Source organism: Alistipes sp. An31A, assembly GCF_002159425.1.
Classification (GTDB): Bacteria; Bacteroidota; Bacteroidia; order Bacteroidales; family Rikenellaceae; genus Alistipes; species Alistipes excrementigallinarum.
In genome coordinates, this window is the sequence record NZ_NFIO01000010.1 from 64,830 (window position 1) to 91,103 (window position 26,274).

Annotated in this window: 23 protein-coding genes and 2 tRNA genes; 11 read left to right on the forward strand and 14 right to left on the reverse strand. The window is 63.6% G+C overall.

Annotated elements, in window-relative coordinates; genetic code table 11:
- Positions 1–55: 55 nt before the first annotated feature.
- From B5F90_RS08870 to B5F90_RS08880, 3 genes are read left to right on the forward strand one after another with little or no spacing between them, the layout of a single operon-like run.
- The gene (locus tag B5F90_RS08870; RefSeq protein ID WP_087362446.1) at positions 56–934 is read left to right on the forward strand and encodes an electron transfer flavoprotein subunit beta/FixA family protein; all 879 of its coding nucleotides are present in this window, start codon (positions 56–58) and stop codon (positions 932–934) included.
- A 15-nt stretch (positions 935–949) separates the two neighbouring features.
- Positions 950–1,969: an electron transfer flavoprotein subunit alpha/FixB family protein gene (locus tag B5F90_RS08875; protein ID WP_087362447.1), complete on the forward strand. Its 1,020-nt coding sequence runs from the start codon at positions 950–952 to the stop codon at positions 1,967–1,969.
- Positions 1,969–3,693 carry an acyl-CoA dehydrogenase family protein gene (locus tag B5F90_RS08880; RefSeq protein WP_087362448.1) on the forward strand — a complete coding sequence of 575 codons (1,725 nt, stop codon included), beginning with the start codon at positions 1,969–1,971 and terminating at the stop codon, positions 3,691–3,693. Before B5F90_RS08875 ends, B5F90_RS08880 begins: the two co-directional genes overlap by 1 nt.
- 415 nt (positions 3,694–4,108) lie before the next feature.
- On the opposite strand, the gene glsA is transcribed toward B5F90_RS08880, so the two are convergent.
- Both glsA and gadC read right to left on the reverse strand, forming a co-directional pair.
- Positions 4,109–5,089, reverse strand: coding sequence for a glutaminase A (gene glsA, locus B5F90_RS08885; protein ID WP_087362449.1), 981 nt, complete (start codon positions 5,087–5,089; stop codon positions 4,109–4,111).
- 20 nt (positions 5,090–5,109) lie between these two features.
- Positions 5,110–6,708: a putative glutamine/gamma-aminobutyrate antiporter GadC gene (gadC, locus tag B5F90_RS08890; RefSeq protein WP_087362450.1), complete on the reverse strand. Its 1,599-nt coding sequence runs from the start codon at positions 6,706–6,708 to the stop codon at positions 5,110–5,112.
- A 147-nt stretch (positions 6,709–6,855) separates the two neighbouring features.
- Here gadC and B5F90_RS08895 point away from each other — a divergent pair, with 147 nt between their 5' ends.
- Positions 6,856–7,806, forward strand: coding sequence for a DUF5106 domain-containing protein (locus tag B5F90_RS08895; protein WP_234025754.1), 951 nt, complete (start codon positions 6,856–6,858; stop codon positions 7,804–7,806).
- 533 nt (positions 7,807–8,339) lie between these two features.
- Positions 8,340–8,894, forward strand: coding sequence for an NADH peroxidase (locus B5F90_RS08900; protein WP_087362451.1), 555 nt, complete (start codon positions 8,340–8,342; stop codon positions 8,892–8,894).
- A 280-nt stretch (positions 8,895–9,174) separates the two neighbouring features.
- Here B5F90_RS08900 and B5F90_RS08905 read toward each other — a convergent pair whose 3' ends face one another.
- Positions 9,175–9,549 carry a hypothetical protein gene (locus tag B5F90_RS08905; RefSeq protein ID WP_087362452.1) on the reverse strand — a complete coding sequence of 125 codons (375 nt, stop codon included), beginning with the start codon at positions 9,547–9,549 and terminating at the stop codon, positions 9,175–9,177.
- Positions 9,550–9,566: 17 nt separating this feature from the next.
- Positions 9,567–9,773 (reverse strand): YtxH domain-containing protein, encoded by a 207-nt coding sequence (locus B5F90_RS08910; RefSeq protein ID WP_087362453.1) that lies wholly within the window; start codon positions 9,771–9,773, stop codon positions 9,567–9,569.
- A 75-nt stretch (positions 9,774–9,848) separates the two neighbouring features.
- Between B5F90_RS08910 and B5F90_RS08915 the strand changes: the two genes are divergently transcribed.
- Entirely contained in the window at positions 9,849–10,361 is a 513-nt protein-coding gene (locus tag B5F90_RS08915; protein WP_087362454.1) for an SLOG family protein, read from the forward strand.
- Positions 10,362–11,267: 906 nt separating this feature from the next.
- A complete protein-coding gene (locus B5F90_RS08920) occupies positions 11,268–11,744 on the forward strand; it encodes a hypothetical protein (RefSeq protein ID WP_143256145.1) in 477 nt (158 codons plus the stop codon).
- A gap of 77 nt (positions 11,745–11,821) precedes the next feature.
- Here the strand turns inward: B5F90_RS08920 and B5F90_RS08925 are convergent, their stop codons facing one another.
- Both B5F90_RS08925 and B5F90_RS08930 read right to left on the reverse strand, forming a co-directional pair.
- Positions 11,822–13,057, reverse strand: coding sequence for a 6-phosphofructokinase (locus tag B5F90_RS08925; protein ID WP_087362456.1), 1,236 nt, complete (start codon positions 13,055–13,057; stop codon positions 11,822–11,824).
- Positions 13,058–13,425: 368 nt separating this feature from the next.
- On the reverse strand, positions 13,426–13,626 hold the full coding sequence (locus B5F90_RS08930) for a cold-shock protein (RefSeq protein WP_087362457.1): 201 nt from the start codon (positions 13,624–13,626) through the stop codon (positions 13,426–13,428).
- A 138-nt stretch (positions 13,627–13,764) separates the two neighbouring features.
- Between B5F90_RS08930 and B5F90_RS08935 the strand changes: the two genes are divergently transcribed.
- Complete coding sequence (locus B5F90_RS08935; RefSeq protein WP_087362458.1) at positions 13,765–14,064, forward strand: hypothetical protein; 300 nt, start codon at positions 13,765–13,767, stop codon at positions 14,062–14,064.
- Between the two features lie 8 nt (positions 14,065–14,072).
- Positions 14,073–15,164, forward strand: coding sequence for a TIGR04133 family radical SAM/SPASM protein (locus tag B5F90_RS08940; RefSeq protein ID WP_087362459.1), 1,092 nt, complete (start codon positions 14,073–14,075; stop codon positions 15,162–15,164).
- Positions 15,165–15,684: 520 nt separating this feature from the next.
- On the opposite strand, the gene B5F90_RS08945 is transcribed toward B5F90_RS08940, so the two are convergent.
- The 3 genes from B5F90_RS08945 to B5F90_RS08955 all read right to left on the reverse strand — a co-directional run bounded on the left by B5F90_RS08945 (position 15,685) and on the right by B5F90_RS08955 (position 17,446).
- A tRNA-Pro gene (locus B5F90_RS08945) sits at positions 15,685–15,759 on the reverse strand.
- Between the two features lie 316 nt (positions 15,760–16,075).
- Positions 16,076–16,642, reverse strand: coding sequence for a hypothetical protein (locus B5F90_RS08950; protein WP_143256146.1), 567 nt, complete (start codon positions 16,640–16,642; stop codon positions 16,076–16,078).
- A gap of 201 nt (positions 16,643–16,843) precedes the next feature.
- The gene (locus B5F90_RS08955) at positions 16,844–17,446 is read right to left on the reverse strand and encodes an HIRAN domain-containing protein (RefSeq protein WP_143256147.1); all 603 of its coding nucleotides are present in this window, start codon (positions 17,444–17,446) and stop codon (positions 16,844–16,846) included.
- Between the two features lie 326 nt (positions 17,447–17,772).
- On the opposite strand from B5F90_RS08955, the gene B5F90_RS08960 reads away from it, so the two are divergent.
- The gene (locus B5F90_RS08960; RefSeq protein WP_143256148.1) at positions 17,773–18,693 is read left to right on the forward strand and encodes a hypothetical protein; all 921 of its coding nucleotides are present in this window, start codon (positions 17,773–17,775) and stop codon (positions 18,691–18,693) included.
- A 730-nt stretch (positions 18,694–19,423) separates the two neighbouring features.
- On the opposite strand, the gene B5F90_RS08970 is transcribed toward B5F90_RS08960, so the two are convergent.
- The 5 genes from B5F90_RS08970 to B5F90_RS08995 all read right to left on the reverse strand — a co-directional run bounded on the left by B5F90_RS08970 (position 19,424) and on the right by B5F90_RS08995 (position 23,835).
- Positions 19,424–19,498: transfer RNA gene (locus B5F90_RS08970), tRNA-Pro, on the reverse strand.
- A gap of 650 nt (positions 19,499–20,148) precedes the next feature.
- On the reverse strand, positions 20,149–20,775 hold the full coding sequence (locus B5F90_RS08975; RefSeq protein WP_087362464.1) for an HAD family phosphatase: 627 nt from the start codon (positions 20,773–20,775) through the stop codon (positions 20,149–20,151).
- Positions 20,776–20,821: 46 nt separating this feature from the next.
- Entirely contained in the window at positions 20,822–21,838 is a 1,017-nt protein-coding gene (locus B5F90_RS11185) for an SDR family NAD(P)-dependent oxidoreductase (protein WP_239307779.1), read from the reverse strand.
- The gene (locus B5F90_RS08990) at positions 21,835–23,049 is read right to left on the reverse strand and encodes an NADH:flavin oxidoreductase (RefSeq protein ID WP_087362465.1); all 1,215 of its coding nucleotides are present in this window, start codon (positions 23,047–23,049) and stop codon (positions 21,835–21,837) included. Before B5F90_RS08990 ends, B5F90_RS11185 begins: the two co-directional genes overlap by 4 nt.
- A 24-nt stretch (positions 23,050–23,073) precedes the next feature.
- Positions 23,074–23,835, reverse strand: a complete 762-nt coding sequence (locus B5F90_RS08995) for a DUF1295 domain-containing protein (RefSeq protein ID WP_087362466.1) — start codon at positions 23,833–23,835, stop codon at positions 23,074–23,076.
- A 163-nt stretch (positions 23,836–23,998) separates the two neighbouring features.
- Between B5F90_RS08995 and B5F90_RS09000 the strand changes: the two genes are divergently transcribed.
- Positions 23,999–25,516 (forward strand): glutamate decarboxylase, encoded by a 1,518-nt coding sequence (locus B5F90_RS09000; RefSeq protein WP_087362475.1) that lies wholly within the window; start codon positions 23,999–24,001, stop codon positions 25,514–25,516.
- Positions 25,517–26,274 lie beyond the last annotated feature (758 nt).

Below are 26,274 nucleotides of genomic sequence, written 5' to 3' on the forward strand. Positions count from 1 at the left end.
GTGACCGACCGCAATGAAAGAACCGAAAACAAATCTTACAACAGATAGACAACCTATGAAACAACCGCTTAAAATCGTTGTGCTGGCAAAGCAGGTACCCGATACCCGCAATGTGGGCAAGGATGCGATGACCCCCGAAGGAACGGTCAACCGCGCTGCGCTGCCGGCCATCTTCAACCCGGAGGACCTCAATGCACTCGAAATGGCGCTCAATCTGAAGGACCGCATGCCGGGTGCTACGGTGCACATCCTCACGATGGGCCCGCAGCGTGCCGCCGACATCATCCGCGACGCGATGTTCCGCGGTGCCGACGGAGGATACCTGCTCTCGGGCCGCGAGTTCGCCGGCTCGGATACGCTGGCCACCTCCTACGCCCTCTCGTGCGCGCTGCGCAAGATTGGTCCCGACGTCATCTTCGCCGGCCGTCAGGCCATCGACGGCGATACGGCCCAGGTAGGCCCCCAGGTGGCCGAGAAGCTCGGCCTGCCGCAGGTGACCTATGCCGAGCAGATTGTCGAGGTCAAGGAGCAGTCGCTGGTTATCAAGCGCCGCATCACGGGCGGCATCGAGGTGGTCGAGTGCCCCGTTCCGGCCGTCATCACGGTCAACGAGTCGGCCGCCGAGTGCCGTCCGCGCAATGCCAAGCGCGTGATGAAGTACAAGGGTGCGCTCGCCGCATCGGAGATTGCCGCCGCTCCCGAATCGGCCGCCGCACGGCGCGCACAGGAGCATGACTACCTCCGCATCACGGAGTGGGGTGCCGCCGCCGTCGAGCCCGACATGGAGCAGCTCGGTCTGCAGGGCTCGCCCACGAAGGTCAAGAAAATCGAGAACGTCGTCTTCGCAGCCAAGGAGGCCAAGCGCCTGACGGCCGCCGACGAGGACATTAACTCCCTGATGGTCGAACTTATTGCGAGCCACACGCTCGGTTAATCCGGATTGAAAGAGATGAACAACATATTCGTATACATCGAGACCGAGAAAGGCGTTGTGGCCGACGTGAGTCTCGAACTGCTGACCAAAGGCCGTGAACTGGCCGCGACGCTCGGCGTGAAGCTCGAGGCGGTCGTCATCGGTGAAAATCTTGCCGGCATGGAGAAGGAGCTGGCACGCTACGGCGCCGACACCGTATGGGTGGCCGACGACAAGGAGCTGGCCCCCTTCCGCACGCTGCCCCATACGGCCGTCATGTGCGGCCTCATCGAACAGGAGAAGCCCCAGATTGTCCTCTTCGGCGCCACCTGCATCGGCCGCGACTTCGCTCCGCGCGTCTCGTCGGCGCTGCACAGCGGTCTGACGGCCGACTGCACGCAGCTGGTCATCGGCGACCACCGCGACGCCAAGAGCGGCAAGGAGTACAAGAACCTGCTCTACCAGATTCGTCCCGCCTTCGGCGGCAACATCATCGCCACGATTGTCAACCCGGACCACCGTCCGCAGATGGCCACCGTGCGCGAGGGCGTCATGCGCAAGGAGTACGCCGCACACCCCGCCGCCGGCGAGGTGAAGTTCATCGACTGGAAGCGCTATGTCAAGGACAGCGACCTGGCGGTGAAGATTGTCGAGCGTCAGATTGAGGAGCGCAAGATTGACATCAAGGGTGCCAACATCATCGTGGCCGGCGGCTACGGCATGGGCTCGAAGGAGAACTTCCGTCTGGTGCACGAGCTGGCCGAGGTGCTGGGCGCCGAGGTGGGCGCCAGCCGTGCGGCCGTCGATGCCGGCTTCACGGAGCCCGAACGGCAGGTGGGCCAGACCGGCGTCACGGTGCGTCCGAAGCTCTACATCGCCTGCGGCATTTCGGGCCAGATTCAGCATACGGCTGGCATGGACCAGTCGTCGATGGTCATCTCCATCAACACCGACCCCGAGGCCCCCATCAACAAGATTGCCGACTATGCGATTGTGGGCGACGTGAACGAGATTATCCCCAAGATGATTAAGTACTACAAACAAAATTCGAAGTAATGGCTAATTTCTTTTCAGATAACAAGGATTTGCAGTTCCACCTCCAGCATCCGATGATGCGCAAGATTGTGGAGCTCAAGGAGCGCGGATTTGCCGAGAAGGACCTCTACGACTATGCGCCGCAGGATTTCGACGACGCGATGGACTCCTACCGCCGGGTGCTCGAAATCGCCGGCGAGGTCTGCGGCGAGGTCATTGCTCCGAATGCCGAGGGCGTCGACCACGAAGGTCCCCGCGTGGTGAACGACCATGTGGAGTACGCCTCGGGTACGGTCGAGAACCTCAAGGCGATTGTCGATGCCGGACTGAGCGGCCTGACGCTCCCGCGCAAGTACGACGGTCTGAACTTCCCGCTGGTCTGCTTCGTGATGGCCAACGAGATGGTGGCGCGCGCCGACGCCGGATTCGAGAACATCTGGGGTCTGCAGGACTGCGCCGAGACGCTCAACGAGTTCGCCTCGGAGGAGCTCAAGCAGAAGTATCTGCCGTGGGTATCGGCCGGCGCCACCTGCGCCATGGACCTCACGGAGCCCGATGCCGGTTCGGACCTGGGTGCCGTCATGCTGAAGGCCACCTGGTCGGAGGAGCGCCAGACGTGGCTGCTCAACGGCGTGAAGCGCTTCATCACCAACGGTGACGGCGACATCTCGCTCGTGCTGGCCCGCACCGAGGAGGGTACGACCGACGCACGCGGTCTGTCGATGCTCGTCTACGACAAGCGCGACGGCGGCGTGAAGGTGCGCCGCATCGAGAACAAGATGGGTATCAAGGGTTCGCCCACCTGCGAGCTGGTCTTCACGAACGCTCCGGCGCAGCTGGTCGGCGACCGCAAGATGGGTCTTATCAAGTACGTGATGTCGCTGATGAACGCCGCCCGTCTGGGTATCGGCGCGCAGTCGGTCGGCACGTGCGAGGCGGCCTACCGCGAGGCGCTGAAGTATGCCCACGAGCGTGAGCAGTTCGGCAAGCCGATTGTCAAGTTCGCCGCCGTGGCCGAGATGCTCTCCAACATGAAGGCCAAGCTGCAGGGCGCCCGCGCGCTGCTCTACGAGACCACGCGCTTCGTCGAAATCTACAAGCAGTACACCCACATCTCGCACGAGCGTCCGCTCGAGGGCGCGGAGCGTCAGGAGATGAAGTTCTACAACCGCCTGGCCGACGGCTTCACGCCGCTGGTGAAGCTCTTCTCGTCGGAGTATGCCAACCAGCTGGCCTACGACGCGATTCAGATTCACGGCGGTTCGGGCTTCATGAAGGATTATCCCTGCGAGCGTCTCTACCGCGATGCGCGCATCATGAACATCTACGAGGGCACCTCGCAGCTGCAGGTCGTGGCGGCCATCAACGCCGTGACGAAGGGCACCTTCATGGAGCAGATTGAGCGCTATGCCGCCGCCGAGTATTCGGAGGCGATGCAGCCGATTGTGGCCCGTCTGGCCGAGCTGAAGGGCCGTCTGGCCGAGCTGATTGCCCACGTCGAGGAGGGTGAGAAGCAGGCTGCCGGCTTCAAGGACTTCCATGCCCGCCGTCTGGTCGAGACCGCCGGACACATCATCATCACCTACCTGCTGGCCCGTCAGGCCGGCGAGTCGGAAGAGTATGTCAACTCGGCCCGCATCTATGCGAAGCTGGCCGACGGCAAGGTTTCCGAGGCATATGACTACGTGATGAAGTCCGATGTGAGCGACGTGGAGCTCTTCCACGCCGTCGAGCAGGATTGCTGATAGGGTCGTTGACCGCAAAAGAGAGCGGGCCGGCTGCGCAGTGCAGCCGGCCCGCTTCGTTTTTCCCGCCGGTAGGGCGGAGCGCCGGGGCCCTTGTTTTCGGGGCGGAACCGTTGTTTGTCCGCCGGTGGGCGGAGCGCCGGAGCCCTTGTTTTCGGGGCGGAACCGTTGTTTGTCCGCCGGTGGGCGGAGCGCCGGAGCCCTTCCCGAATGGAGCGGAGCGCCGGGGCCCTTTCCCGGATGGAGCGGGGCGCCGGGGCCCTTGTTTTCGGGTCGGGCCGTCGCTTGTCCGCCGCCGGGCGGAGCGCTGGAGCCCTTCCCGAATGGAGCGGGGTGCCGGGGCCCTTGCTCCCGGGGCGGGTTGTCGTTTTCCCGCCGGTGGGGCGGGGGGACGTCCTCTCCACCCGGGCCCCGTTCAGGCGACCGATTCCGGTACGGCCGTGATGCAGCGGTCGGGGTTGAAGATGTTGAGGTTGAGGCGGTCCATGACGAACTTCAGCGCCAGCTGCGCCTTCACCGAGTTGCCCGAGGCGTCGAGCGGCGGCGCAAACGAGGCGATGCCCATAACCCCCGGAATAACCCCCACGATGCCTCCGCCGACTCCCGACTTGGCGGGCAGCCCTGTGGTGTAGAGCCAGTCGCCCGTATGCTCGTAGAAGCCCACGGTGGCCATCAGCGAGACGATTTTCGGGGTGAGCTCCGTGCGGAAGATTTGCTTGCGCGTCACCGGGTTGCGGCCGCCGAAGGCTATCGTCGCACCCAGAATCGAGAGCTGACGCGCCGTGATGCCGAGCGAGCACTGCCGCGTGTAGAGGTCGAGCGACATCTCGGGGTCGTCGTAGATGCGGTTGTAGTTCCTGAGCAGCCAGGTGATGGAGCGGTTGTTGAAGTTGGTGGCCGACTCCGAGCGGTAGAGCTCGTCGATGAGCGTCACCTCGGAGCCCGCAAGCCCCTCGATGAAGTCGACGATGGCCTTCCACTTCCCCTCGGCATCGCCCACGGGCTTGACCATCGAGCAGGCGCTGATGGCGCCGGCGTTGACCAGCGGCGTCGAGGGGTGGTCCTTCTCGAGCAGGATGGCGATGATGGAGTTGAAGGGGAGGCCCGTGGCGTCGGCGCCGATGCGGTTCATCACCTTCTGGGGCCCGTACTGCTCCATGGCGAGCAGCGCCGTGGGCACCTTCGAGACCGATTCGATGCCGAAGGCGCAGTCGGTGTCGCCCACGGTGATGACCTCGCCGTCGGGCAGGCAGGCCGAGATGCCGAAGAGCTCCGAGGGAACCTTCGCCAGGTAGGGGATGTAGTCCGCATTCTTGCCCGAGTTGGTCTCGCGGGTGCACTCGTAGGCCTGCTGCAGCGCGTTGCGGACGGTGGTTTTGTCGATTCGATGTAACATGGTGGTAACGTGTGTGTTGGTTATTGTTTCGGGGTGTGGCCGCCCTTGTTTCCCGCGGCGGAGGAGCCGGTCGGGGCGGACGGCGTGCTCTTCGGAGCGGCGGAGGGGGCCTTCGGGGCCGTTGCGGCGGTCGGAGCGGTCTTCGGAGCAGTCGCGGCGGCCTCCCAGTGGAAGGGTGCGAAGTCGGCTGCGGCCTGCGGGTCACGCCACGAGGGCTTGCGCAGGGCGTAAATCACGAAGGGTGCCGCCACCACCACGATGCAGCCGACGATGAGCACCGAGTACCAGACGGCGCTGCTTCCCGTCTGAATCTGGGCGGGCGGGATGAAGCTCAGCACGAAGGCGAGCAGCGCACCGCAGAAGCCGAGTGCCCCGAGCAGCCACATCAGGCCGTTGCCCCGGCCCAGACGGAACGGGCGCGGCGTGTCGCGGAGCTTGTAGCGCAGCACGATGGCTGCCGAGAACATCAGCATGTACATGATGAGGTAGAGCAGCACGGTGAGCTGCGAGAGAATCTGGTAGAAGGACTGCACCGAGGGCATGACGACGAAGAGCAGCGCCAGCAGCGTGACCACGCCTCCCTGCACGAGCAGGATGTTGCGCTGCACGCCGATGCGGTTGGCCTTCTGGAAGAAGGGGGGCAGGTAGCCCGCCTTGCCCACGGCGTAGATACCCTTCGAGGGGCCGGCCACCCAGGTGAGCACGCCGGCCAGCACGCCGAACATCAGCGCCACGGCGATGACGGGCGAGGCCCACGACATGTGCAGGTAGCGGAAGTAGTTGTCGAAGCCGATGAGCAGCGACTGTGTCAGGCTAATGTCCTTGGCCGGGATGATGAAGCCCAGCGAGAAGGTGCCCAGCACGAAGATGCAGACCGTGATGAGCGAGCCGATGATGATGGCGCGCGGGTAGTTGCGCGACGGATTGCGCACCTCCATCACGTGGATGCCCATCATCTCCATGCCGGCGTAGAAGAGGAAGATGCCGCTGGCGAGCACCAGGTTGTCGAGCTTCGTCAGGTCGGGGAAGAAGCCCTGCGACATGTCCATGTTGTTGTGGCCGCCCGAGGCGATGTAGACGATGCCCAGCACGATGAGCAGTCCGGCGGGGATGATGGTGCCTATCATGCCGCCCCACTTGCTGATTTTGCCCACCCAGTCGAGCCCCTTGAGCGAGATGAAGGTGGCCAGCCAGTAGATGGCCAGCACGATGACCAGCGTGAAGAGCTTGTTCGAGGCGAGCGTCATGTCGTGGGCCTCGTTGACCCCGATGAAGGCAATCGAGACCGCCCCGAAGGTGAGCACCGTGGGGTACCAGATGGTCGATTCAATCCATTGCAGCCAGATGGCCAGAAAGCCCGTCCGTGCGCCGTAGGCTTCGCCCACCCAGCGGAAGACGCCGCCCTGCTTGTCGGCGAACATGGCGGCCAGCTCGGCGGCCACGAGCGCCGTGGGGATGAGGAAGACGATGGCGGCAAAGAGGTAGTAGAAGGCCGAAGAGGGTCCGTAGACCGCCTCGGCAGGGAGTCCGCGCAGGCTGACGACCGCCGTCACGTTCATGATGGCCAGCGTCATGACACTCAGCTTGAACCCCGTACCCGATGTTTTTTTTGCATCCATAGAGTTTCGGTTCTTTTGTGAATTTGACGCTTGCGCCAGGTGCAACTACCGTGCAAAAAACGTCGCCGCGCGCTTTTTGCCCCCTCCGTGCGCGGAAAGTTGCCGGAAAAGACCTATATTTGTTTCTCACAAGAACGTTACACAGCCATGAACATGAAGACGTCGCTGAAGATGCTCCTCCTTGCGGCCGTGGCCGCCCTCGCCCTCTCGTGCGGCGGCCGCCGCGCACGGCAACAGCAGCAGGCCGTGGCCGAAGCCGCCGCCGGGATGAAGGTCTTTCTTCCCCCCATCGCCCCCTCGGGCCTCGCCCCCGCCGAGCAGCGCGACTACCTGCGGTGCCACTACTGGGACCGCTTCGACTTCTCGGACACGCTCTTCGTCCACAAGGCCGACACGCTCTCGATGCTTGAGGCCTTCGCCTCCTACGTCTCGCTGCTCTCGGAACATCCGACGGACGGTGCGCCGATGGATTCGCTCATGCGCCGCGCTTCGGCCTCGGCACCCATGCTGCGCTACTTCTCGATGCTGGCCGAGCGGGTGCTGCGCGACCCCAACTCGCCGCTGCGCAACGGCGAGTTCTACATCCCGGTGCTCCGCGCGCAGCTTGCGAGCCCCTATCTGGACCAGTACGAGAAGCTGGGGCCCGAGTACGACCTGCAGATAGCGCTGCAGAACCGCCTCGGGCAGCCGGCCAACGACTTCCGCTATACGCTCGCCTCGGGTGCCACGGGGCGCCTCTACGACATCCGCGCGGAGTATGTGCTGCTCTTCATCAACAATCCGGGCTGTCCGATGTGCCGTCAGATTCGCGAGGCGATAGTCTCCTCGCCGATGCTCTCCGAGATGCAGGAGCGTGGTCGGCTGAAGGTGCTGGCGCTCTATCCCGACGAGGATTTGGCCGAGTGGCGCGCCTACCGCGACCAGATTCCCGCCGCGTGGATTAACGGCTACGACGACGGCTGCGTCATCCGCGAGACGGGGAGCTACGACCTGGAGGCCATTCCGGCGCTCTACCTGCTCGACAGCCGCAAGCGCGTGCTGGTGAAGGATTCGACCGACGTCCCCTACATCGAGGAGGTCATCGACCGCCGCGAATAGGCGGGACTTCCCCGGGCGGCGAGGACGGCTCCCGGGCGGCACGAATAGGTGGGGCTCGCTGCGAATCGGTCCGCCTCCGCAGACCCTCTCCGGTTGCCGCGGACAGAACCCCTGCCGGGCGGCGCGGACAGGTTCCCGGACGGCGAGGATAGGTCTCCCGGGCCTCCGCGAACACCCCGGCCCGTCTTGGACCGCCCCCGATCGCCGCGGCTGGCTTCCCCGATCGCCGCGGCTGGCTTCCCCGGTCGCCGCGGACACTCTCCCCGGTCGCCGCGGACACTCTCCCCGGGCGGCGCGCACAGACCCTCGGGCGGCACGAACACCTCCCTCCGCCGCGGCGCCCCCCGTTCCCGACCGCTGCGAACACCCCCGGGCAACCCCTCCGGGCTCGGCTATAGGCACGGCTTATCGCTCCATAAAAAAAGACAATAGGTCTTTTATAGGATTTCCGCAAAGAATTCTTATCTTTGTCGTGCAAACCAATGCAAACAGTTCCAAAATTACAAACACACTAACTTAACATCGATACAGTTATGGCAAAGAAATGGCGTTGTACCGTATGTGGATATATCCACGAAGGTCCCGAGGCACCCGAGCAGTGCCCGCTCTGCAAGGCAGGCAAGGATAAGTTCGTAGAGGTCGTAGAGGAGGAGGGCAACCTCGACTTCGTGACCGTTCACAAGCTGGGCGACGGCAAGGGTGCCAGCCCCGAGCTCTGGGAGGGTCTCCAGAACCACTTCATGGGCGAGTGCACCGAGGTGGGCATGTACCTGGCCATGAGCCGTCAGGCCGACCGTGAGGGCTATCCCGAAATCGCCGAGGCCTACAAGCGCTACGCATGGGAGGAGGCCGAGCACGCTTCGAAGTTCGCCGAGCTGATTGGCGAGGTGGTATGGGATACGAAGACCAACCTCTACAAGCGCATGAACGCCGAGTGCGGTGCCTGCGAGGACAAGATGCGTCTGGCCCGTCTGGCCAAGGAGCAGAACCTCGATGCCGTACACGACACGGTTCACGAGATGGCCAAGGACGAGGCTCGTCACGGCAAGGGCTTCGAGGGTCTCTACAAGCGCTACTTCGGCAAATAGTCGACCGAGACGCCCTCAGGGGTGTTGAACAAAAAACCGATACCGGATAACCGGTATCGGTTTTTTTTTGTGCGCGGCGGCGGGGGAGGGGCTCCGGCGGCTGCTCACGGTGGCAGCGGCGGGGAGGCGTGGCTGCGGTTTCCGGCGGCGCGGCTGAGGCGTGGCTGCGGTTTCCGGCGGCGCGGCTGCGGCTGGACGGGACGTGGTCCCGGCGGGGCGGGGCTCCCGGCTCCCGGCGCGGGTGCTTTCAACCGCGGGCGGCTCCCGGCCCCCGGCACCCCTACTCCCGGCGCAGTGCGTCGCCGAGGCGGCTGAGAAGCGCAACCTTAGAGGCGAGCCACTCGTAGCCGCTGCGGGCGGCTCGCGCCACCTCGTAGACCGTTTCGGCACGGGCGCGCAGCCGCTCCACCTCTTCGCGGAGCGCCGCCAGGTAGACTACCGCCGCCATGAGGGCGAAGAAGCCTCCCAGAATCAGCGTCGAGGCGATGAACGACCCCGTGAGGAGCGAGAGCCCCACCACGGCGGCCGTGAGCAGAAGCAGCAGCGCCAGGATGGCTGTCGTGACGAAGAGCAGCACGGCGAGCAGCAGGCGCCCGCTGCCTCTCCCCGTCTCCGGCGCGCCGCCCGGCGTGCGGTGCCTTTCTTGCGCTTCCATCGGCAACGAGGGGTCGGTTAGTCGTCGCACTTGCAGCGCGCCTGCTCGATTTGCTCCTCGACCTCGTTGAGCTTCTCCTTCATGCGGTCGATTTCGTCGCCGAGCGACTCCTTGATTTTGCGGCGCAGTTCGGGACCCGACTGCGGCGTGAAGAGCATCGTGAGGGCCGAGCCGATAATCAGGCCGCCCACCAGCGATACGATGGCAATACCGGTGTTTTTCATGGTTGCTTGTTTTTTTGGTTTGACTCGGCATGAACTCTTGCAAAGTCCGCGCCAAAGGCGTATCTTTGGTCTACGATGGAGACAAACCTGCATGCGGCCTTTACGGGCCATCGCACCTACGACGGGCGGGGCGACGCCGCGCTTCGGGCGCTGCTCGACGCGATGTACGCCCGCGGATTCCGCACCTTTCTGAGCGGCATGGCCGTGGGTTTCGACCTGGCGGCGGCCGAGGCGGTGCTCGCGTTGCGGAGCCGCTGTTCCGACGTGCGTCTGGTGGCCGTTATCCCCTTTGCGGGGCAGGAGCGCTTCTACACGCCCCGCGACCGGGCCCGCTATGCGGAGGCGGTCGCCCGGGCCTACGAGCGGGTGGTGCTCCGTCCGGCCTACGGCCCCGGCTGCTACCGGGTGCGCAACGACTTTCTGGTGGAGCATGCCGACGAGGTGGTGGCCTGGTACGACGGCAGCACGGGCGGCACCCGCTATACGGTCGGCCGCGCCCTGCGCCTCGGCCTTCGGGTCCGCAACCTCTGCCCCGAGGGTCCCGTCCTGTCCGCGCCGGCGCCCGCGCCTGTGCCGACGCTCTTCTGAGCCCCACGGCGATTTGTTTTTCCCCCCCCTCGCCCTTCACGTCCTTCTGTCCCCGCGCCTGCACCTGCGCCTGCACCCGGCTTACACCGACGCTCTTCTGAGCCCTGCAGCGACACTTTTCTGAGCCCCGCATCGGCACTCTTCTGACCCCACGCCCCGCGCCCGCGCCTGCACCTGCACCTGCACTGACACTCTTCTGCGCCCCCGCACCTGCACTGACACTCTTCTAACCCCGTGCACCTTCGCGCCCGCCGATACCCCCGCGTCGGCTCCTCTTCGCTCCTTCGCTCCTCTTCGCTCCTTCGCCCCGCATCCCGCACCCTGCACCTCCGTACCCGCGCACCGCGTTTCTGTGGAGGCTGCCCGTGGCGCGCCGGCTCCTGCCACTGCATGATTTCTGTCGCTGATGCCCTCGTTTTTTTTGGAAATCGTACGCTTTTCACTATCTTTGTCTTGAAATGATATTTGCCGCTGTTCGCCCGTAACTGAAAACGACCAATTAGATGTATGTCGGGGAACGGATGTTGCGGATACACTCCGTTTGGGGTGTGTTCCCATGTTCTGTTGCGATACATACGGGTGCTTGGTCGTACCTCAGTTAGTCGGAGCGGGAGCGGGGATGCACCTTTTTTATTGTGCATACGCGGATATCTTGTGGCTGATTGACATGCGATAAGCCCAGGCGGCCTCTTCTGGCGTGCTCTGCCGATTTCTCCTGACTGAAAACGACCTGTACATTCAACCGTATGTAGAGAACGGACGGCGGTTCCTCCCTCCCGGGGGCATCATCCGCGTTCTTCACGACGACGAAGAAACCTGCGGATGCATCCACTCCGTCGCCCCGGGAACAGAGGATTCCGAAAATCTGCAAGAGAGTAGGAGCAATTCAAAACAAACCCAAACAACATGAAAAAGTTTTTGATGTGTGCGGCCGCACTGCTGATGGCCGTGACGGCGGTCTCGGCTCAGACGCCCGAGGAGAAGGAGGCTTCGGCCAAGCGGGTCGAGCAGTTGAAGAGCGAGGCCCCCAAGGCCTGCGGCGTGGCTGAAATCGACGACGCTGCCAAAACGGCCGAGACGGTGGCTGCCGCCACGGTCGAGGTGGCCGACTTTACGGCCCTGCTCGACGGTGCGACCCCCAGCGCCGAGCAGATTCTGCGGGCAACCGAGCTGCTGCAGCGCATCGAGGGGACCTCGGGTGAGCTGAAGCAGCTGACTGAAGCGTTGGGCAAGGCGACCTCGTCGCTCAAGTCGCTCAAGAACCCCATGAAGGTGAAGTCGGCGACCCGCTCGGTCTCCTATGTGAAGACCGTGCTCGAGAATGCAACGCCCGAGCTGCCCTACCAGGCGAAGCTCCTCGGAGCAATCGTCTCGGGGAAGTAGCCCCTCCGCACGGCATCAAGCAGAAAGCCCCGGCCGAATGCATCGGCCGGGGCTTTTGTGCAAAGCAACCGGATGGATTACTTCCAGTTGAGAATCTTGTAGAAGTCGTACTCCTCGGGGTTGGCGACATACTTCTTCGCTGCCTCGTAGTCCTTCGGCTCGATGGCGTTGAGGATATTGTCCACTACCGACTTGAACTTGTCCGAGGTGATGTCGACCAGACGGGGCGGAATCTTGCCCGTCGTCGGGTCCTGAAGGTCCTTCAGGTAGAGCGGCGATACGTTGCCCTCCGAATCCACATAGACCATGCAGCCGGTCTTGCCCTCCGAGTAGAGCTTGTGTACGCCGATACCCAGCTCCGAGCAGTAGGTCAGGTCGTAGGCAATCGGGGTCTGGCAGCGGATTTCGTAACCCAGCTCCACGGGACGGCTCTTCACCTTGATGCCCAGGGCCTTGAGCTTGTTCTCAATCATCTCGTTGAAGATGTGGGCCTTCGAAACCTTGCCCAGCTCGGGGTGTCCGTGCTCGTCGTAGGTGAAGTGAACGCCGCTCTTGCGGATTTCCTCGTTCGACAGTGCGTGGAATACGCCCTCCGAGATGATGGCGGCGCCGTAGTCCATGCCCATAATCTTGCGCTTGATAATCGACGAGATGACCAGGTTGACAATCTTCTCGACCGTGATTTCGGTCTTGTTGAACATCTCGGGGATGACAATCATCGGGTAGTGGCAGGCCTCGCCGATACCGAATGCGAGGTGGCCGGCCGAACGACCCATGGCAGCCAGTACGAACCAGTTGCCGCTCGTGCGGGCGTCGACATAGACGGCGCGGCCGATGACGGCACCCTTGTCCTTGGCCGACTCGTAACCGAAGGTCGGCGTGCCGTTGGGCAGCGGCAGGTCGTTGTCGATGGTCTTCGGAACGTGGATGTTGGCGATGGGGTACTTCTTGGCCTCGAGGAACTTGGCGATGCGGTTTGCCGTCGATGCGGTGTCGTCGCCGCCCACCGTTACGAGCAGCTTCACGTTGTTGTCGGTGAAGAACTTGAGGTTGAAGTTATTCTCGAAATCGGCATCCGTGGGCTTGAAACGGCTCATCTGCAGGAACGAACCGCCCTGGTTGAAGATACCGTCGGCCATGGGATAGTCGATGTCCACCGTGCGGGGCGAGGGGTTGAACAGTCCCGTATAACCCTCGTGGAGGCCGATTACACGATAACCCTTGCGCAGGAACGTCTTGGCGACGCTGCCTACGACGGTGTTCATGCCGGGAGCCGGTCCGCCGCCGGTCAGAATTGCGATTGCTTCTTTCATGGTTTTTTGGTTTTTATTGTGAATTAACCGTTATGGTCTGCTCTGTATTGGCGGCCCAAAATTACGATTATTTTTTCAAACGGGCAAAAAGAGTGTGCGAAAACTCGCGTGCGTGCGCGCAGCGCGCGTGTGCGTGAGAAGAGGAGCGGCGGGGCGTGCCCGGGGGGGAGGGTGAAGGCGGCATGCCCGGGGCCCGGGCGGCGGGTGCAAAAACAAAAACGGGCGCAAAACGCAAAAAAACAGGCGCAAAACGCAAAGGCGCAAAAAAAGAGAAGCGGCGTTCCGCTTCTCCCATACTGTGCCGGATGGACTCCGGGTGTTCCGATATGTCGGTTTGTATCGTGTCGTTGTGGAATCGGACGGGCGGCTTAGCCGATGACCTTCACGTTGACGGCCTGCTCGCCCTTGGTGCCGTTGCCGAGCTCGAACTCCACCTTCTGGCCTTCGTTGAGCGACTTGAAGCCCTCCGACAAAATGCCCGAGAAGTGAACGAAAACCTCCTTGCCGTTCTCGGCGATAATGAATCCGTAGCCTTTCTTGCTATCGAACCATTTTACTGTTCCTGTCATAAAATTGCGGATTAAGTGTTAATGTGTTTTGCAAAGAAACGGAAAAAACGGTGGTTTTCAAAACTTTTTACGCTATATTTTCGTATCAGGAATCAATTTTGTATATTTGTTCCTGACATTGGAACCAACAGAATGAATATGAATTGCAAAATCAATCTGACGCTGCTGGCACTGCTGGGCTTCTCGACGGGCTGCTCGTCGGTGAAAAATACCCCGCGTGAGGGCAAGGCGGAGCAGGAGCCCGTGACCGAGGAGCAGACGCCCGCCATCCAGGTGATGTACGGCGTACGCCAGCCCGTCGGCCCCGAATTCGTGAACAAGGCCTATCCCCTCGAGGAGACCGATTCGCTCGGAAGCGCCGCACAGCCCGCAGCCGGTCAGCCGGCCGAATCCGCTGCCGAACCTGCCGCCGAATCCGCCGCAGATGGGCAGAAGTAATCCAATCCATGAGCGGAAACTGTAAACCGAGCCTGCGCAAACGCCTCGGGCTTCGCCTCTTCGCATCGCTGCACGACCGCTCGGTGGCCGAGCATAAGCTGCGTACGCTCTTCTGGGAGTGCACGTTGCGCTGCAACCTCGCCTGCCGGCACTGCGGCAGCGACTGCCGGGTCGACCCCGGGGTGCGCGACATGCCGCTCGAGGACTTCCTGCGCGTGCTCGACGAGGAGGTGACGCCGCATGTCGACCCGCGGCAGGTGCTCGTGATATTCTCGGGCGGCGAGGTGCTCGTCCGCGAGGATTTGGAGCGTGCCGGCGCCGAGGTGACGCGCCGCGGATATCCGTGGGGCATGGTCACCAACGGCATGGCGCTCACCCCCGAGCGGTTGGACAGCCTGCTCCGCGCGGGGCTGCGTTCCGTCTCGGTGAGCCTCGACGGATTCGAGCAGACGCACAACTACATCCGCCGCAATCCGCTCAGCTATGCGCGTGCGCTCGACGCCGCGCGCCGCATCGCCCGCGTGCCGGGGCTGGCCTACGACGTCATCACCTGCGTCACGGGGCCGCTGGTACCCCGCCTCGAGGAGTTCAAGGAGATGCTCATCGCCGAGGGCATCCGCTACTGGCGGATTTTCTCGATTTTCCCGATGGGGCGCGCCAAGGAGGACCCCACGCTGCGGGTGAGCGACGAGGAGTTCCGCGAGGTGCTGGAGTTCATCCGCCGCACGCGCCGCGAGGGGCGCATCGAGGTGAGCTACGCCTGCGAGGGATTTCTGGGCAACTACGAGATGGAGGTGCGCGACCACTTCTACCTCTGTGCGGCCGGAGTTTCGGTGGCCTCGATACGGGTCGACGGCTCCATTTCGGGCTGCACGAGCATCCGCGCCAACTTCCACCAGGGCAACATCTACCGCGACCGCTTCTGGGATGTGTGGCAGAACCGCTTCGAGCCCTTCCGCGACCGCGCGTGGGCGCGTCGCGGGGAGTGCGCCTCCTGTTCGATGTTCCGCTACTGCCTGGGCGGGGGCATGCACCTGCACGACGACAACGGCGACCTGCTCTATTGTCACTACCACCGGCTTCCGGGAACGACGCGGTAGCGGGCAGCAGCCGCCGGGCCGCGGGGGGAGCATCTGAGGAAGGGGCGCACCGACCCGGGGAGGTTCTTCGGCCCGGGGAGCGTACCGGAAGGCGTGACCATCCGGTCCGAGGGCGCGCCGGACGGAGCGATTTTTCGGTTCGGGGATGCCGGCCGGGGCAGTTTTTTCGGCTTGGGGGGCGCACCGGACGGGGCATTTTTTTCGGCCTATGTGCGCCGAAAGGGTTGTTTTTTGGCCCGGGGCGCATCTGTGGGCGAAACCATCCGGCCCGAGGGAAGCGCGCAAAAGAATTAAAGGACAAGCGGGGAGGAAGTCCCGCTGAAAAAGAGTAAAAAGCTCCGGAGTTCGACTCCGGAGCTTTTTTTGTTGCATGTCGGCGGCCTGCAGCGTTGCCTCAAGTCGAAACGTGATAGGGGCGTGGCTCGGATTTGCGGCATTTCCCCTGTCTGGAGGCGGCCTGTTCCCTGCTGGCTGCAATAACGAAAAAGAGGTTATCGAACTTCGATAACCTCTTTCCGTGTCGGGGAGACTGGATTCGAACCAGCGACCTCCAACTCCCGAAGCTGGCGCGCTAACCGGACTGCGCTACACCCCGAACAGAGCTCGTTTTATCTTTAAGAGCGCACAAAGATACGTCTAAAATCCGAATCGGCAAAATAATTTTCAAAAAAAATGCATCCGCCCGTCAACTTGCCCCCGCCGTGCGGGCCGCTCTGCGGTTGGGGGGAGGGACGTGCGAGCCGTTCCGGGTCGCTCCGCCGCCGGGTGCAAGGCGTGTGGGAGTGCGATTCGTGCGCGCACATCGTGCGCGTGCGTCCAGTGGCGTACCTCGCGTGCGCATGCGGGCGCGTCGAGCCAGAGACCTGCCCTGTCGGACAGCTCCGGATATGCCTTGCCCCCGGCAATCTCAATCACCAGTCGTCGGATTGCTGCTCGTCGTCGCTTGTGAGGATGAACGAGTTCGAGAACGAGTAGTCGAAGACCTCGCAGGCGAACTGCCGGGCCCTGGCGCCCCGGCAGAAGCTGCCGTCGCTCTTGTAGAATATCCTGTTTACGGGCTGGTCCCTCATGTCGACCGACACGCCGTTGACGTTGAGCACCATGTCGCCGTTGTAGATAAGGTTCTTGAACGTGACCCGATAGCGCCCCTGCTTCAATTCATAGATGAGCGTCCCGGAGAACTTCTCGCCGTTTCTGAAGAAAATCGGCAGGGAGAAAAGCCTCGGCTCCGGCTCCATCGTCGCATAGTTCAGCAGGACATTTTCGACCCGCCCGACAATCATCGTGGAGTCGTTCCGCTGGATGTCGCTGAATATCCCCGAGGCGATGATGCGGTCGCGCATCGCGGAGGGGGTACCCCGGTATTCGACCACGCGCTGCCAGTAGAAGTTGTGCGGTTCGATGTGCACTTGGGCAAAGGCTCCTCCGGATGCGAAGAGCGCCGCCGCGAGGATGAGTGTTGCTGAAAGTCTTTTCATTGGAGTATCAGTCTGTTATGCTTTTTTTCGTAAAATGTGGAATCATCGGGCGCAAATCGTTCGTATCTTTCGGAATCAAACGGCCGCTGCGCCTGCCCGTGCAGGGCCTTCGGCATGCGCCGTCATGGCTGTCGGCGGTCTTGCCGCAGCCGGCATGAAGCGCTTCCATCCGTTTTTTGTACTTTTGTCATAACCGGGAAGTTATCCGTTCATTATTCTTTTGTAGTCCGGGTCTGTTTCGTCAACCTCTGGAAGATATACTTTCCCGTAGAATTTTAGTTCATCTCTGTCGTTTCTGAATTGGCCGATGAACCCACGACATTGCATAACCGGATTTTCGGGATTGGCCTTCATCAGCAGTTTGTGCCAGAACCTGTTCAAGTCTCGGTCAAGGTAGCCAGCGAGTCTCCCGCGTCCGTTGTAAATCTCAACGGCGTATTTGTCCTCTTTGACCTCTTTGGTCGCTTTCAGGTAGAAATTTTCGGAGTATCCGATGTCCTTTTTGGAAAGGTCCCGGAGGTTGGTCCCGATAATTTTGTATTCGACCTCGTCGTCTTCGGGCTTGACATCATCGAACAGGGTCTCTCCCTGTTCTGTTGTGTATCCGTATTCTTCGGGGTTCACGTCCGATTCATTGCTTGTTGTGGCGGAATTTCCTTGATAGTAGCCCCTTCTCTGGTGACGTTTTATCAGCCTGGAGACATTGATGGCAACGACAATAATGCAAAATACGAGGAAGAGATAAAATAGGTTCCCGCTGCTTGATTCCGGGGCAATAGGAGTTGCTTGTAAAATGGGTATCATTATAGTCTGTTTTTTGAGTTCCGGCCCTTGACCCGGCAGCGGCGAGGGCGTCCGGATGATGACTGGCCCGCTCGTTCGGAAGGGGCGGCATCGAGTCTTCGGGGGGCGCTCATCCAATGCATTCCTGGCTTGGGCAGGTCTCGTTTCGTATGCGCATCGCCCGACCCGTCGCATACAAAATACGGGGTAGCGGAGATTTCGAACGGGTCAAAGATTTACAAAAAATCGGACAAAAACAAACGACGGATGAATTTTAAGCGACGGAAGCCCGAAAACGCCTTCGGATGGCGCATGCGGGGTTTCACCTGTTTTGAAGCACGATGACTATGGAGGGATGGATTAAGATACACCGCGGGCTGCTCGACTGGGAGTGGTATTCCGACACGAACTGTGTGCGGCTGGCGCTGCACCTGCTCCTGAAGGCGAATTTTCAGACCCGTCGCTGGCGGGGAATCACCGTCAGGCGGGGGCAGCTCGTCACGAGCCGCGCTGTGCTGGCCCGCGAAACGGGACTCTCGGAGCGTGAGGTGCGGACGGCTGTTTCGAAACTCGAGCGGTCGGATTTTCTGACCTGCCGGGCGACCAGCTCCTACACGGTCGTAACGATTTGCAATTACGAACGATATCAGTCTACGGACAGCACGGAGCGACCGGCCGTCGGACCGGCTGATGACCGGGCGAAGACCAGCTGCCGACCAACTCCCGACCAGCGAGCGACCACAACGGAAGAAAGTAAGAAGGAAAGAAGTAATAAGAAGGAAAGAAGGAAGAGCACACACACGGTAAGTTCAGAAGAAAAGGGGGTTGCAGGGGGAAAACCGGCCGGGCCGTCGGCGGAGCTGACCGGGCCTTCGGGGGAGTTGACCGGGGCGGCCGATGTGCTGCTGGCATGGATAGGGGAGCGCTTCCCGCAGATAGCCGCGATGGAGGAGCCCTTCACGCGGCAGCAGCTGGTGTGGATGCTCCGCAAGTACGACGTCGAGGACATCCGGCGCCTGGTGGCTGCGATGGACAACAAGGGGGCGTGGAAGAACCGGAGCGCCTTCTGCACCTTCACCTCCTACGCCGCCCGGGACCACGAGCTGCTGACGCGGCGGCAGGCGGAGGCCGCATGCGGACGTTTGTACACCTACCAGCAGATGGTGCAGTTGCTCCCGACGAACGGGGGCAACTACCGTGCGGAGGATTTCGAGACGGTGCAGACGCCGCAGGGGGTACGGTGGCGCATCCGCACGCGGCGAGACTGACCGCCCGGGGGGCAGGGGAGGTGGCTGCGGCTGGCTTCCGGAGCTGTGGAGGGCGCGCGGCGGGTCGGCGGGGCCTCGGGGTCGGCGGGAGCTTCCGGAGCTGTGGAGGGAGCGCGGCGGGTCTGCCGGGCCTCGGGACGGCTAAGGCTTCTGCGGCGGCGGGGTTCCGGGGTGGCGAGGTTTTCGGGACGTTGGAGGAAGAGGGGCGGGTCGGCGGTGGTTTCGGGGCAACTAAGGCTTCAGCGGCGGGGTTCCGGAGAGCGGAGGGAGCGCGGCGGGTTGGCGGTGGTTTCGGGGCAACTAAGGCTTCAGCGGCGGCGGGGTTCCGGAGAGCGGAGGGCGCGCGGCGGGTCCCCCGGGTTGGTGGTGACACGGATTGGTGGTGGCTCGGGTCGCGAGGGCTCTGCGGCGGTGGGGGCTCCCGGGTCGATGGTGCTTCGGGGCGTCTGTTTCCCGGAGGCGTGTGGAGGAGGTTCTTTGACGTGATTGAGGCCGCGCAGGCGAGCTATACGCAAGCGGGCGGAAATCGGCTTTTGCGGGGAGCCTGCCTTGATGCAGCCGGGAAATCCGGCTTTTGCGGGGGCCAATCCTAATGCAGCCGGAAAATCCGGCTTTTGCGGGGACCAATCCTAATGCAGCCGGAAAATCCCCGATTTTGCGTGTAAATTGTGTGCCGCCGGCCCCAATAAAAAAACCACCTGCGTTGCCGCAAGTGGTTGATTGTCAATTGTCGGGGAGACTGGATTCGAACCAGCGACCCCCTGCTCCCAAAGCAGGTGCGCTAACCGGACTGCGCTACACCCCGTCTGTTCCCTCCTTCCGTTACTGCCGCCGTCGCTGCAGGTTGGCGGCGCCGTTTGCGTTCCAAAACAGCCGCCCGCCGTCTGCTGCATTATGCCGCTGCCAACCGCTGCCGACTGCTGGCCCGTCGTTGCCGACCGTCGACCGTCGCCACTGGCCCCTCGCTGCCGCCCGCCCTGGCGGGCCGGGCATCTTTCGGAAGTCCGGGGTGCAAAGATAACGGCTTTTTCGGTGCCCACCAACTTTTCGCTTCGAAATCTTTCTCCGGCCCGAAGGGTCATCACCGCCGAAGGAACCGCCGCCGCAGAGGGGCACCGTCGCCCGAAGGCATTGCCGCCGAATGGCCCGCCGCCCGGAAGCCCGCAGAATCGCCGCGCTCCCGCTGCCGCGGAGGCATTGTCGCCCGAAGGGGGCATCACCGTCGAAGGAACCGCCGCCCGGAAGCCCGCAGAACTGCCGTGCTCCCGCTGCCGCGGAGGCATTGTAGCCCGGAGGACCGCCGCCGGAGGGACCGCCCGCCCTCAGGTATTGCGTCCGGAGGAGCATCGCACTTCTGAAGCAGACCGTCGAAACTGCCAGCCCGTCGAAGTTGCCCGCTATCGCGTCAGCCCGTCGAGGCGGCACGCTATCGCAGCGGCCCGTCGCGCCAGCCCGCTATCGCAGCAGGCCGTCGAACAGGTGGCTGAAATCCTCGTGCGGCGCCGGCATGTAGACCTGGAAGCCCAGCGCGCGGGCCGCCGTGACGTTGCGCTCCGAGTCGTCGATGAAGAGCGTCCGGGCGGGCTCCATGCCGCTGTCGGCAATCATCTTGCGGAAGATGGCCTCCGAGGGCTTCAGCTCGCGGAGCTCGTAGGAGAGGTAGACCCGGTCGAAGAGCCGCTCCATCGGGCAGCCCGCCTCGGCGAACATGCGGCGAATCAGCTTCATCGACGAGGGGTTGTTGTTCGAGAGGACGTAGGTCCTCACGCCGCGGCGGCGCAGCGCCTCGATGAGGCGGACCTTGGCGGCCGGCACGCCGACCAGAAACTCGCCGTAGGCCTCGCCAATCTGGCGGTCGGTCACCTCGCGGCGGCCGCTGGCGGCGCGCATCCGCTCGCACGCCTCGTGGAACGTGATGAGGCCGTGCTCCATCTCGCCAATCATCGCCGCCGGGTGGTAGGGGTTGATGAGTTCGGCAATCTGCGGCATGCCGAGGCGCCGGAAGGCGTCGATGCAGCGCTCGGCGTCGAGGTCGACCAGCACGCCGCCGAGGTCGAAGACAACGCTGTCAATCTCCTCCATGGGGTGCGGCGCTGTTTGGGGTATCGTTGGGGTATTCAAGGTGTCGTTATTTCTGGAATTTCATGGTAAATCGCCGGATTGGGCGGATGAGGCACATCGGCAGCAGCTTGCAGAGGGGTATCCAGAGCCGGTTCCACCAGTCGGGGACCGTGCAGCGCTGCCCGTGCCAGAGGGCCCACAGCCCGCGCCGGGCGCAGCAGTCGGCCGAAATCAGCACGCCCATGCGCAGCCCGATGCGCTGCCAGCGCGGCGTGAGGCCGTAGAGGTCGGTCGCCACGCCGGCCGGGCAGACGGCCGTCACGCGGATGCCCGCCTCGCGGACCTCCTTGGCGAAGGCGACCGAGAAGCACTTCAGGTAGGCCTTCGAGGCGCTGTAGAGCGTCAGCCCCGGGAAGGGCATCCACAGCGAGTAGGAGGCCATGTTGAGGATGTGGAAGCGGCGCCGCGGGGCCGGCGAAGTTGCCGGTGCATCGCCGGTGGTTGCCGGTGCGGAACCTGCCGCCGCACTTGCCGCCGGTGCCGAGCCTTTTGCCGCCGGTGCGGAGCAGGTCTCCGGTGCGTCGCCGGTGGTAGTCGGTGCATCGCCCTCCGTCGTCGTCCTCATTGCCGGGTCGGCGTCGCTCTCCGGCCCGGGCTCCGCCGCGAAGCCGTTGCGGGCGGCCATCTCGCGGGCGACGAGGCGGCAGAGCTGCGTGGCCGTGAGGCAGTGGAGCATGATGACGCGCTCGATGCGCTCGGCCGGCGTGCGGATGATGTCGCGGAACGAGAAGATGCCCGCATTGTTGATGAGCACGTCGACGGCGATGCCGGCCGCACGCAGCCTGTCGTAGAGCTCCTGCGCCGCCTCGGCGCGGGCCAGGTCGCAGGAGATGATGCGCACCTCGGCGGCGTCGAGCGCCCGGAGCTCGGCGCGCACGCACTCGAGCTTGCGCAGGTCGTTGCCCACCAGCACAAGCCGGTAGCCCAGCCGGGCGAGCCGCAGCGCGAAGCAGCGCCCGATGCCCGAACCGGCCCCGGTGACCAGCGCCCAGGCGCTGCCCTTGGTTACCTCTCCCCGTTTCATGGCAGTTTGGCGAGCTCTTCGACGATTTTGCGCGGCAGGTTGTCGCAATGCTTGCAGCACTTCATGTCGACGGAGTACATCCGCGCGATGCAGTAGTTGCGGTGGTCGCACTCGCTGCGCGTCGAGGCGTCGCCCGCACGCAGTTTGTTGACGAAGGCCGGGTCGTTGACCAGTGCGCGGGCCATCTGCACCAGCTCGAAGCCGGCCCCCAGCGCCCGCTCGATGCCCTCGCGGCTGACCAGTCCGCCCACGTAGACGAGCGGGCACTTCAGCGCGGCGCGGAACTTCACGGCATCCTCCAGGAAGTAGCACTCCTTGAAGGGGAACTGCCGAATCATGTAGGGGCCGCACCAGCGGATGAAGTAGCGGAGCCACCAGGGGGAGTAGTAGCTCATCGTATAGAGCGGGATGAGGCCGCGCATGACGGCCATCGGCGCCTTCGAGACGAAGCCCCCCGAGAGGACGATGCCGTTGACGCCGAAGCGCTCGATTTCGCGGGCGATTTCGATGCTTTCGGGTATCTCGATGCCCCCCTTGAAGCCGTCGTACATGTTGTGCTTGACCAGCACGGCCATGTTGCGGCGTGCGGCCGCCTCCATCACCTCGGTCAGGCACATGCGCATGAAGCGCATGCGGTTCTCGAGCGAGCCGCCGTATTCGTCGCGGCGGTGGTTCGTATAGGGCGAGAGGAACTGCGAAATGAGGTATCCGTGGCCGGCGTGCACCTCCACCGAGTCGAACCCGGCATCGGCCGCCGTGTGGACGGCGCGGCCGAAGTCGCGCGCCACCTCCTCGATTTCGCTCCGGCGCATCCCCCGCACGGGGGTGTAGGCGTAGAGGTTGAAGCCCGTCGAGGCGCCGATGGGTATCTGCCCGGCGGTGGAGTAGTGGGTCATGTTGCCGCAGTGGCCGATTTGGATGCCGGCGGCGGCACCCTCGGCGTGGATGGCGTCGGTGATGTCGCGCAGCGCGGGGACAATCGCCGGGCGCAGCCACAGCTGCTTGTTGAACGAGAGGCCGCTGCGGCTGACGGCCGCATAGGCCAGCGTGGTCATGCCGATGCCGCCGCGCGCCACGCTCACGTGGTACTGCTTGAGCTGCTCGGTGGGGCCGAAGTCCTTGCCCATCGACTCGAAGGCGGCCGAACGGATGGTCCGGTTGCGGAGCGTCACGGGGCCCAGCTTATAGGGGGTGAAGAGTTTGGATTCCATCGTGGAAGCTGTTTTTGGTTCGTGTCAGTAGATGAAGGGGATGATGCGCTTGCGGCCCAGGCGGGTGAACTCCTCGCCGAACTCCTGCTCGTAGCGGCGGTAGAGCGACGCCGAGCGGGGGGCCAGGTTGGCGAAGGTCCACCAGGCGAAGACGGCGCCGGCCCATGACCACGAGGCGATGGCGAAGCCCGTCCATTCGAGCAGCTCGCCGAAGTAGTTGGCCGACGAGACGTAGCGGAACATGCCGCCGCGCGGGATGTAGTGGCGCGTGTCGCCCGGACGGCGCAGGTGGCGGATGATGTAGTCCGAGTGGAGGTTGATGGCCATGCCGGCCACGAAGAGCGCTCCGCCCACGTAGATGAAGGGGCGCGAGAACCACCCGTCGTAGTAGCCCTCGGGCGAGACGTAGAAAATCCATCCGCCCTGCATCAGGGCGTTGAGCGTATTGAAGAGCATCCCCATGAGGACGATGCCCAGCGGCATCTTCGACTTGCCGCGCATGAGCAGCGGGAAGATGAACGAGCGCTGGAAGTAGTGCGCCTCGAAGAGCAGGAAGAGGACGAGCGGCGCGGCCTCCCACATCCTCGGCGAGAGGGCCCACAGGACGGCCATGGCGATGAAGACGGGCGACTCCATGAGCACCCATCCGACCTTGTTCGGAACGGGAGGCCCGTAGCGGGGGTTGAACAGATAGCCGTACCCCGCCTCGAAGAAGTGCAGGGCGATGAAGACAATCAGGGCCAGGAAGGCCATGACGAGCAGGAAGATGTTGAAGGCTGCGGTCATGCGCAAAAGGGTATTTTCGGAGCCGTAAAGTTACGAAACAATTCGCATCGGGACAACCCGCTCCGTCGCTTTTGTTCATCGAAAGGGAGCCGCTCGTCGCCCGATGTGGCATAATTCGTGCACCGGAACGGGCGTCAACCAACAAAACTCGAAGAACATGTTTATGAAAGGAAACAGACACGACGAATCCCCGGCCGAAATCTTCGGCACGAAGGAGATGCGCTCGCCGGCGCCCACGGAGTTCATCCCCAAGGAGCGCACGGCCCCCGAAGTGGCCTACCAGCTGGTCAAGGACGAGACCTTCTCGCAGACGCAGCCGCGCCTGAATCTGGCCACCTTCGTCACCACCTACATGGACGACTACGCCACGCGGCTGATGAACGAGGCCATCAACGTCAACTACATCGACGAGACGGAGTATCCGCGCATCGCCGTGATGAGCGGCCGCTGCATCAACATCATCGCCAACCTGTGGAACACGCCCGAGAAGGGTCCGTGGAAGACCGGAGCGCTGGGCATCGGCTCGTCGGAGGCCTGCATGCTGGGCGGCGTGGCGGCGTGGCTGCGGTGGCGCAAGCGCCGCCAGCAGGCCCACAAGCCCTGCGACCGGCCCAATCTGGTGATGAGCGCCGCCTATCAGGTGGTGTGGGAGAAGTTCTGCCAGCTGTGGCAGATTGAGCTGCGCACGGTGCCTCTGACGCCCCAGTCGCCGACGCTCGACGTCGACCGCGCGCTGGAGCTCTGCGACGAGAACACGATTTGCGTGGTGCCCATCATGGGCGTTACGTGGTCGGGGCTGGACGACGACGTCGAGGCGCTCGACAAGGCGCTCGACGCCTTCAACCGCCGCACGGGCTACGAGATTCCGATTCACGTCGACGCCGCCTCGGGCGGTTTCCTGCTCCCGTTCCTCAATCCGCACAAGCGGTGGGACTTCCGCCTCAAGTGGGTTTGCTCCATCTCGACCTCGGGCCACAAGTTCGGCCTGGTCTATCCGGGTCTGGGGTGGACCGTCTGGCGCGACCGCAGCTACCTGCCCGACGAGATGGCCTTCTCGGTCAACTACCTCGGCGCCGAAATCACGCAGGTGGGACTCAACTTCTCGCGTCCCGCGGCGCAGGTGCTTGGCCAGTACTACAACTTCATCCGTCTGGGCTTCGAGGGCTACCGCGAGGTGCAGCAGAACTCGCTCGACGTGGCGCGCTACTGCCACCAGGCCATCGGCCGCATGAAGTGCTTCGCCAACTATTCGGACGAGGTGACCAACCCGATTTTCATCTGGCACCTCGACCCCGACTATGAGAAGAGGGCGCGCTGGACGCTCTTCGACCTGCAGGCGGCGCTGCAGCAGAGCGGCTGGATGGTGCCCGCCTACACGATGCCGCGCGACATCGAGCAGATGATAGTCATGCGCATCGTCGTGCGTCAGGGCATGTCGCGCGACATGGCCGACATGCTGCTGGCCGACATCCGCAATGCGGTGGCGGAGTTCGAGAAGCTGGAGTACCCGACCCAGTCGCGCCTGAAGTTCGAGCGCAACGAGCACCAGGCGAGCCGCATCTTCACCCACACGGGCCACTGCCGTTCGGCGCAGTGCCACGCGCAGGATGCCCCTGCGGCCGAAGGCGCGCATGCCGGCAAGGGGTCGACGCAGCGCGAAGCCGTTCACGAGAAGGCGTAGCGTCGCCGCATTCCGCCTCCGGCCGCCGGTTCCCCGAATGAACCTTTCCCCGAACCGCGGCCGGGAGGACGGAGCGGCGGTGAGGCCGGGGCCGCCCGGGGTTGTTCGGCTCCGGCCCCTTCTCGCCGGACGGCAGGTTTTGCCGGGGTATGGGTATGGATGCCCGTTCCGGCGCCCTGCGGCGGGCGTTTCGCAGCCCGTTCCGGCGCCACGGTTTGCCGACACCTTTTCGCCGACGTCCTTTTATCGGCGTCCTTTTATCGGCGTCCTTTTGCCGAAGGCCTTTTTCGGCGGCCCGTCCTTTGGGTACGGTGCCGCTTTTTTGTGCCCGGCGGCCCGGCCCGGACCAGCTCCTTCTCGTCTCTGTCTCCTCTCCGCTCCGACCCCTCTCCGCTCTGCCCCGTCCCCGTCCCGTCCCGTCCCCGTCCCGTCCCCGTCCCGTCCCCGTTCCAGTCCCCGTCCCTGTCCCTGTCCCTGTCCCTGTCCCTGTCCCCGTCCCTGTCCCTGTCCCTGTCCCTGTCCCTGTCCCTGTCCCTGTCCCTGTCCCTGTCCCGTTCCTGTCCCGTTCCTGTCCCGTTCCTGTCCCTGTCCCTGTCCCGTTCCTGTCCCGTTCCTGTCCCGTTTCTGTCCCGTTCCTGTCCCGTTCCTGTCCCGTTCCTGTCCCCTCTCCGCTCCGTCCCCTCTCCGCTCCGTCCCCTCTCCGCTCCGTCCCCTCTCCGCTCCGTCCCCTCTCCGCTCCGTCCCCTCTCCGCTCCGTC

Coding starts and splice junctions, on each gene's coding strand:
- B5F90_RS08870 (WP_087362446.1), top strand. CDS start 56: ATGAAACAACCGCTTAAAATCGTTGTGCTGGCAAAGCAGGTACCCGAT.
- B5F90_RS08875 (WP_087362447.1), top strand. CDS start 950: ATGAACAACATATTCGTATACATCGAGACCGAGAAAGGCGTTGTGGCC.
- B5F90_RS08880 (WP_087362448.1), top strand. CDS start 1,969: ATGGCTAATTTCTTTTCAGATAACAAGGATTTGCAGTTCCACCTCCAG.
- glsA (WP_087362449.1), bottom strand. CDS start 5,089: ATGTTACATCGAATCGACAAAACCACCGTCCGCAACGCGCTGCAGCAG.
- gadC (WP_087362450.1), bottom strand. CDS start 6,708: ATGGATGCAAAAAAAACATCGGGTACGGGGTTCAAGCTGAGTGTCATG.
- B5F90_RS08895 (WP_234025754.1), top strand. CDS start 6,856: ATGAACATGAAGACGTCGCTGAAGATGCTCCTCCTTGCGGCCGTGGCC.
- B5F90_RS08900 (WP_087362451.1), top strand. CDS start 8,340: ATGGCAAAGAAATGGCGTTGTACCGTATGTGGATATATCCACGAAGGT.
- B5F90_RS08905 (WP_087362452.1), bottom strand. CDS start 9,549: ATGGAAGCGCAAGAAAGGCACCGCACGCCGGGCGGCGCGCCGGAGACG.
- B5F90_RS08910 (WP_087362453.1), bottom strand. CDS start 9,773: ATGAAAAACACCGGTATTGCCATCGTATCGCTGGTGGGCGGCCTGATT.
- B5F90_RS08915 (WP_087362454.1), top strand. CDS start 9,849: ATGGAGACAAACCTGCATGCGGCCTTTACGGGCCATCGCACCTACGAC.
- B5F90_RS08920 (WP_143256145.1), top strand. CDS start 11,268: ATGAAAAAGTTTTTGATGTGTGCGGCCGCACTGCTGATGGCCGTGACG.
- B5F90_RS08925 (WP_087362456.1), bottom strand. CDS start 13,057: ATGAAAGAAGCAATCGCAATTCTGACCGGCGGCGGACCGGCTCCCGGC.
- B5F90_RS08930 (WP_087362457.1), bottom strand. CDS start 13,626: ATGACAGGAACAGTAAAATGGTTCGATAGCAAGAAAGGCTACGGATTC.
- B5F90_RS08935 (WP_087362458.1), top strand. CDS start 13,765: ATGAATTGCAAAATCAATCTGACGCTGCTGGCACTGCTGGGCTTCTCG.
- B5F90_RS08940 (WP_087362459.1), top strand. CDS start 14,073: ATGAGCGGAAACTGTAAACCGAGCCTGCGCAAACGCCTCGGGCTTCGC.
- B5F90_RS08950 (WP_143256146.1), bottom strand. CDS start 16,642: ATGAAAAGACTTTCAGCAACACTCATCCTCGCGGCGGCGCTCTTCGCA.
- B5F90_RS08955 (WP_143256147.1), bottom strand. CDS start 17,446: ATGATACCCATTTTACAAGCAACTCCTATTGCCCCGGAATCAAGCAGC.
- B5F90_RS08960 (WP_143256148.1), top strand. CDS start 17,773: ATGGAGGGATGGATTAAGATACACCGCGGGCTGCTCGACTGGGAGTGG.
- B5F90_RS08975 (WP_087362464.1), bottom strand. CDS start 20,775: ATGGAGGAGATTGACAGCGTTGTCTTCGACCTCGGCGGCGTGCTGGTC.
- B5F90_RS11185 (WP_239307779.1), bottom strand. CDS start 21,838: ATGAAACGGGGAGAGGTAACCAAGGGCAGCGCCTGGGCGCTGGTCACC.
- B5F90_RS08990 (WP_087362465.1), bottom strand. CDS start 23,049: ATGGAATCCAAACTCTTCACCCCCTATAAGCTGGGCCCCGTGACGCTC.
- B5F90_RS08995 (WP_087362466.1), bottom strand. CDS start 23,835: ATGACCGCAGCCTTCAACATCTTCCTGCTCGTCATGGCCTTCCTGGCC.
- B5F90_RS09000 (WP_087362475.1), top strand. CDS start 23,999: ATGAAAGGAAACAGACACGACGAATCCCCGGCCGAAATCTTCGGCACG.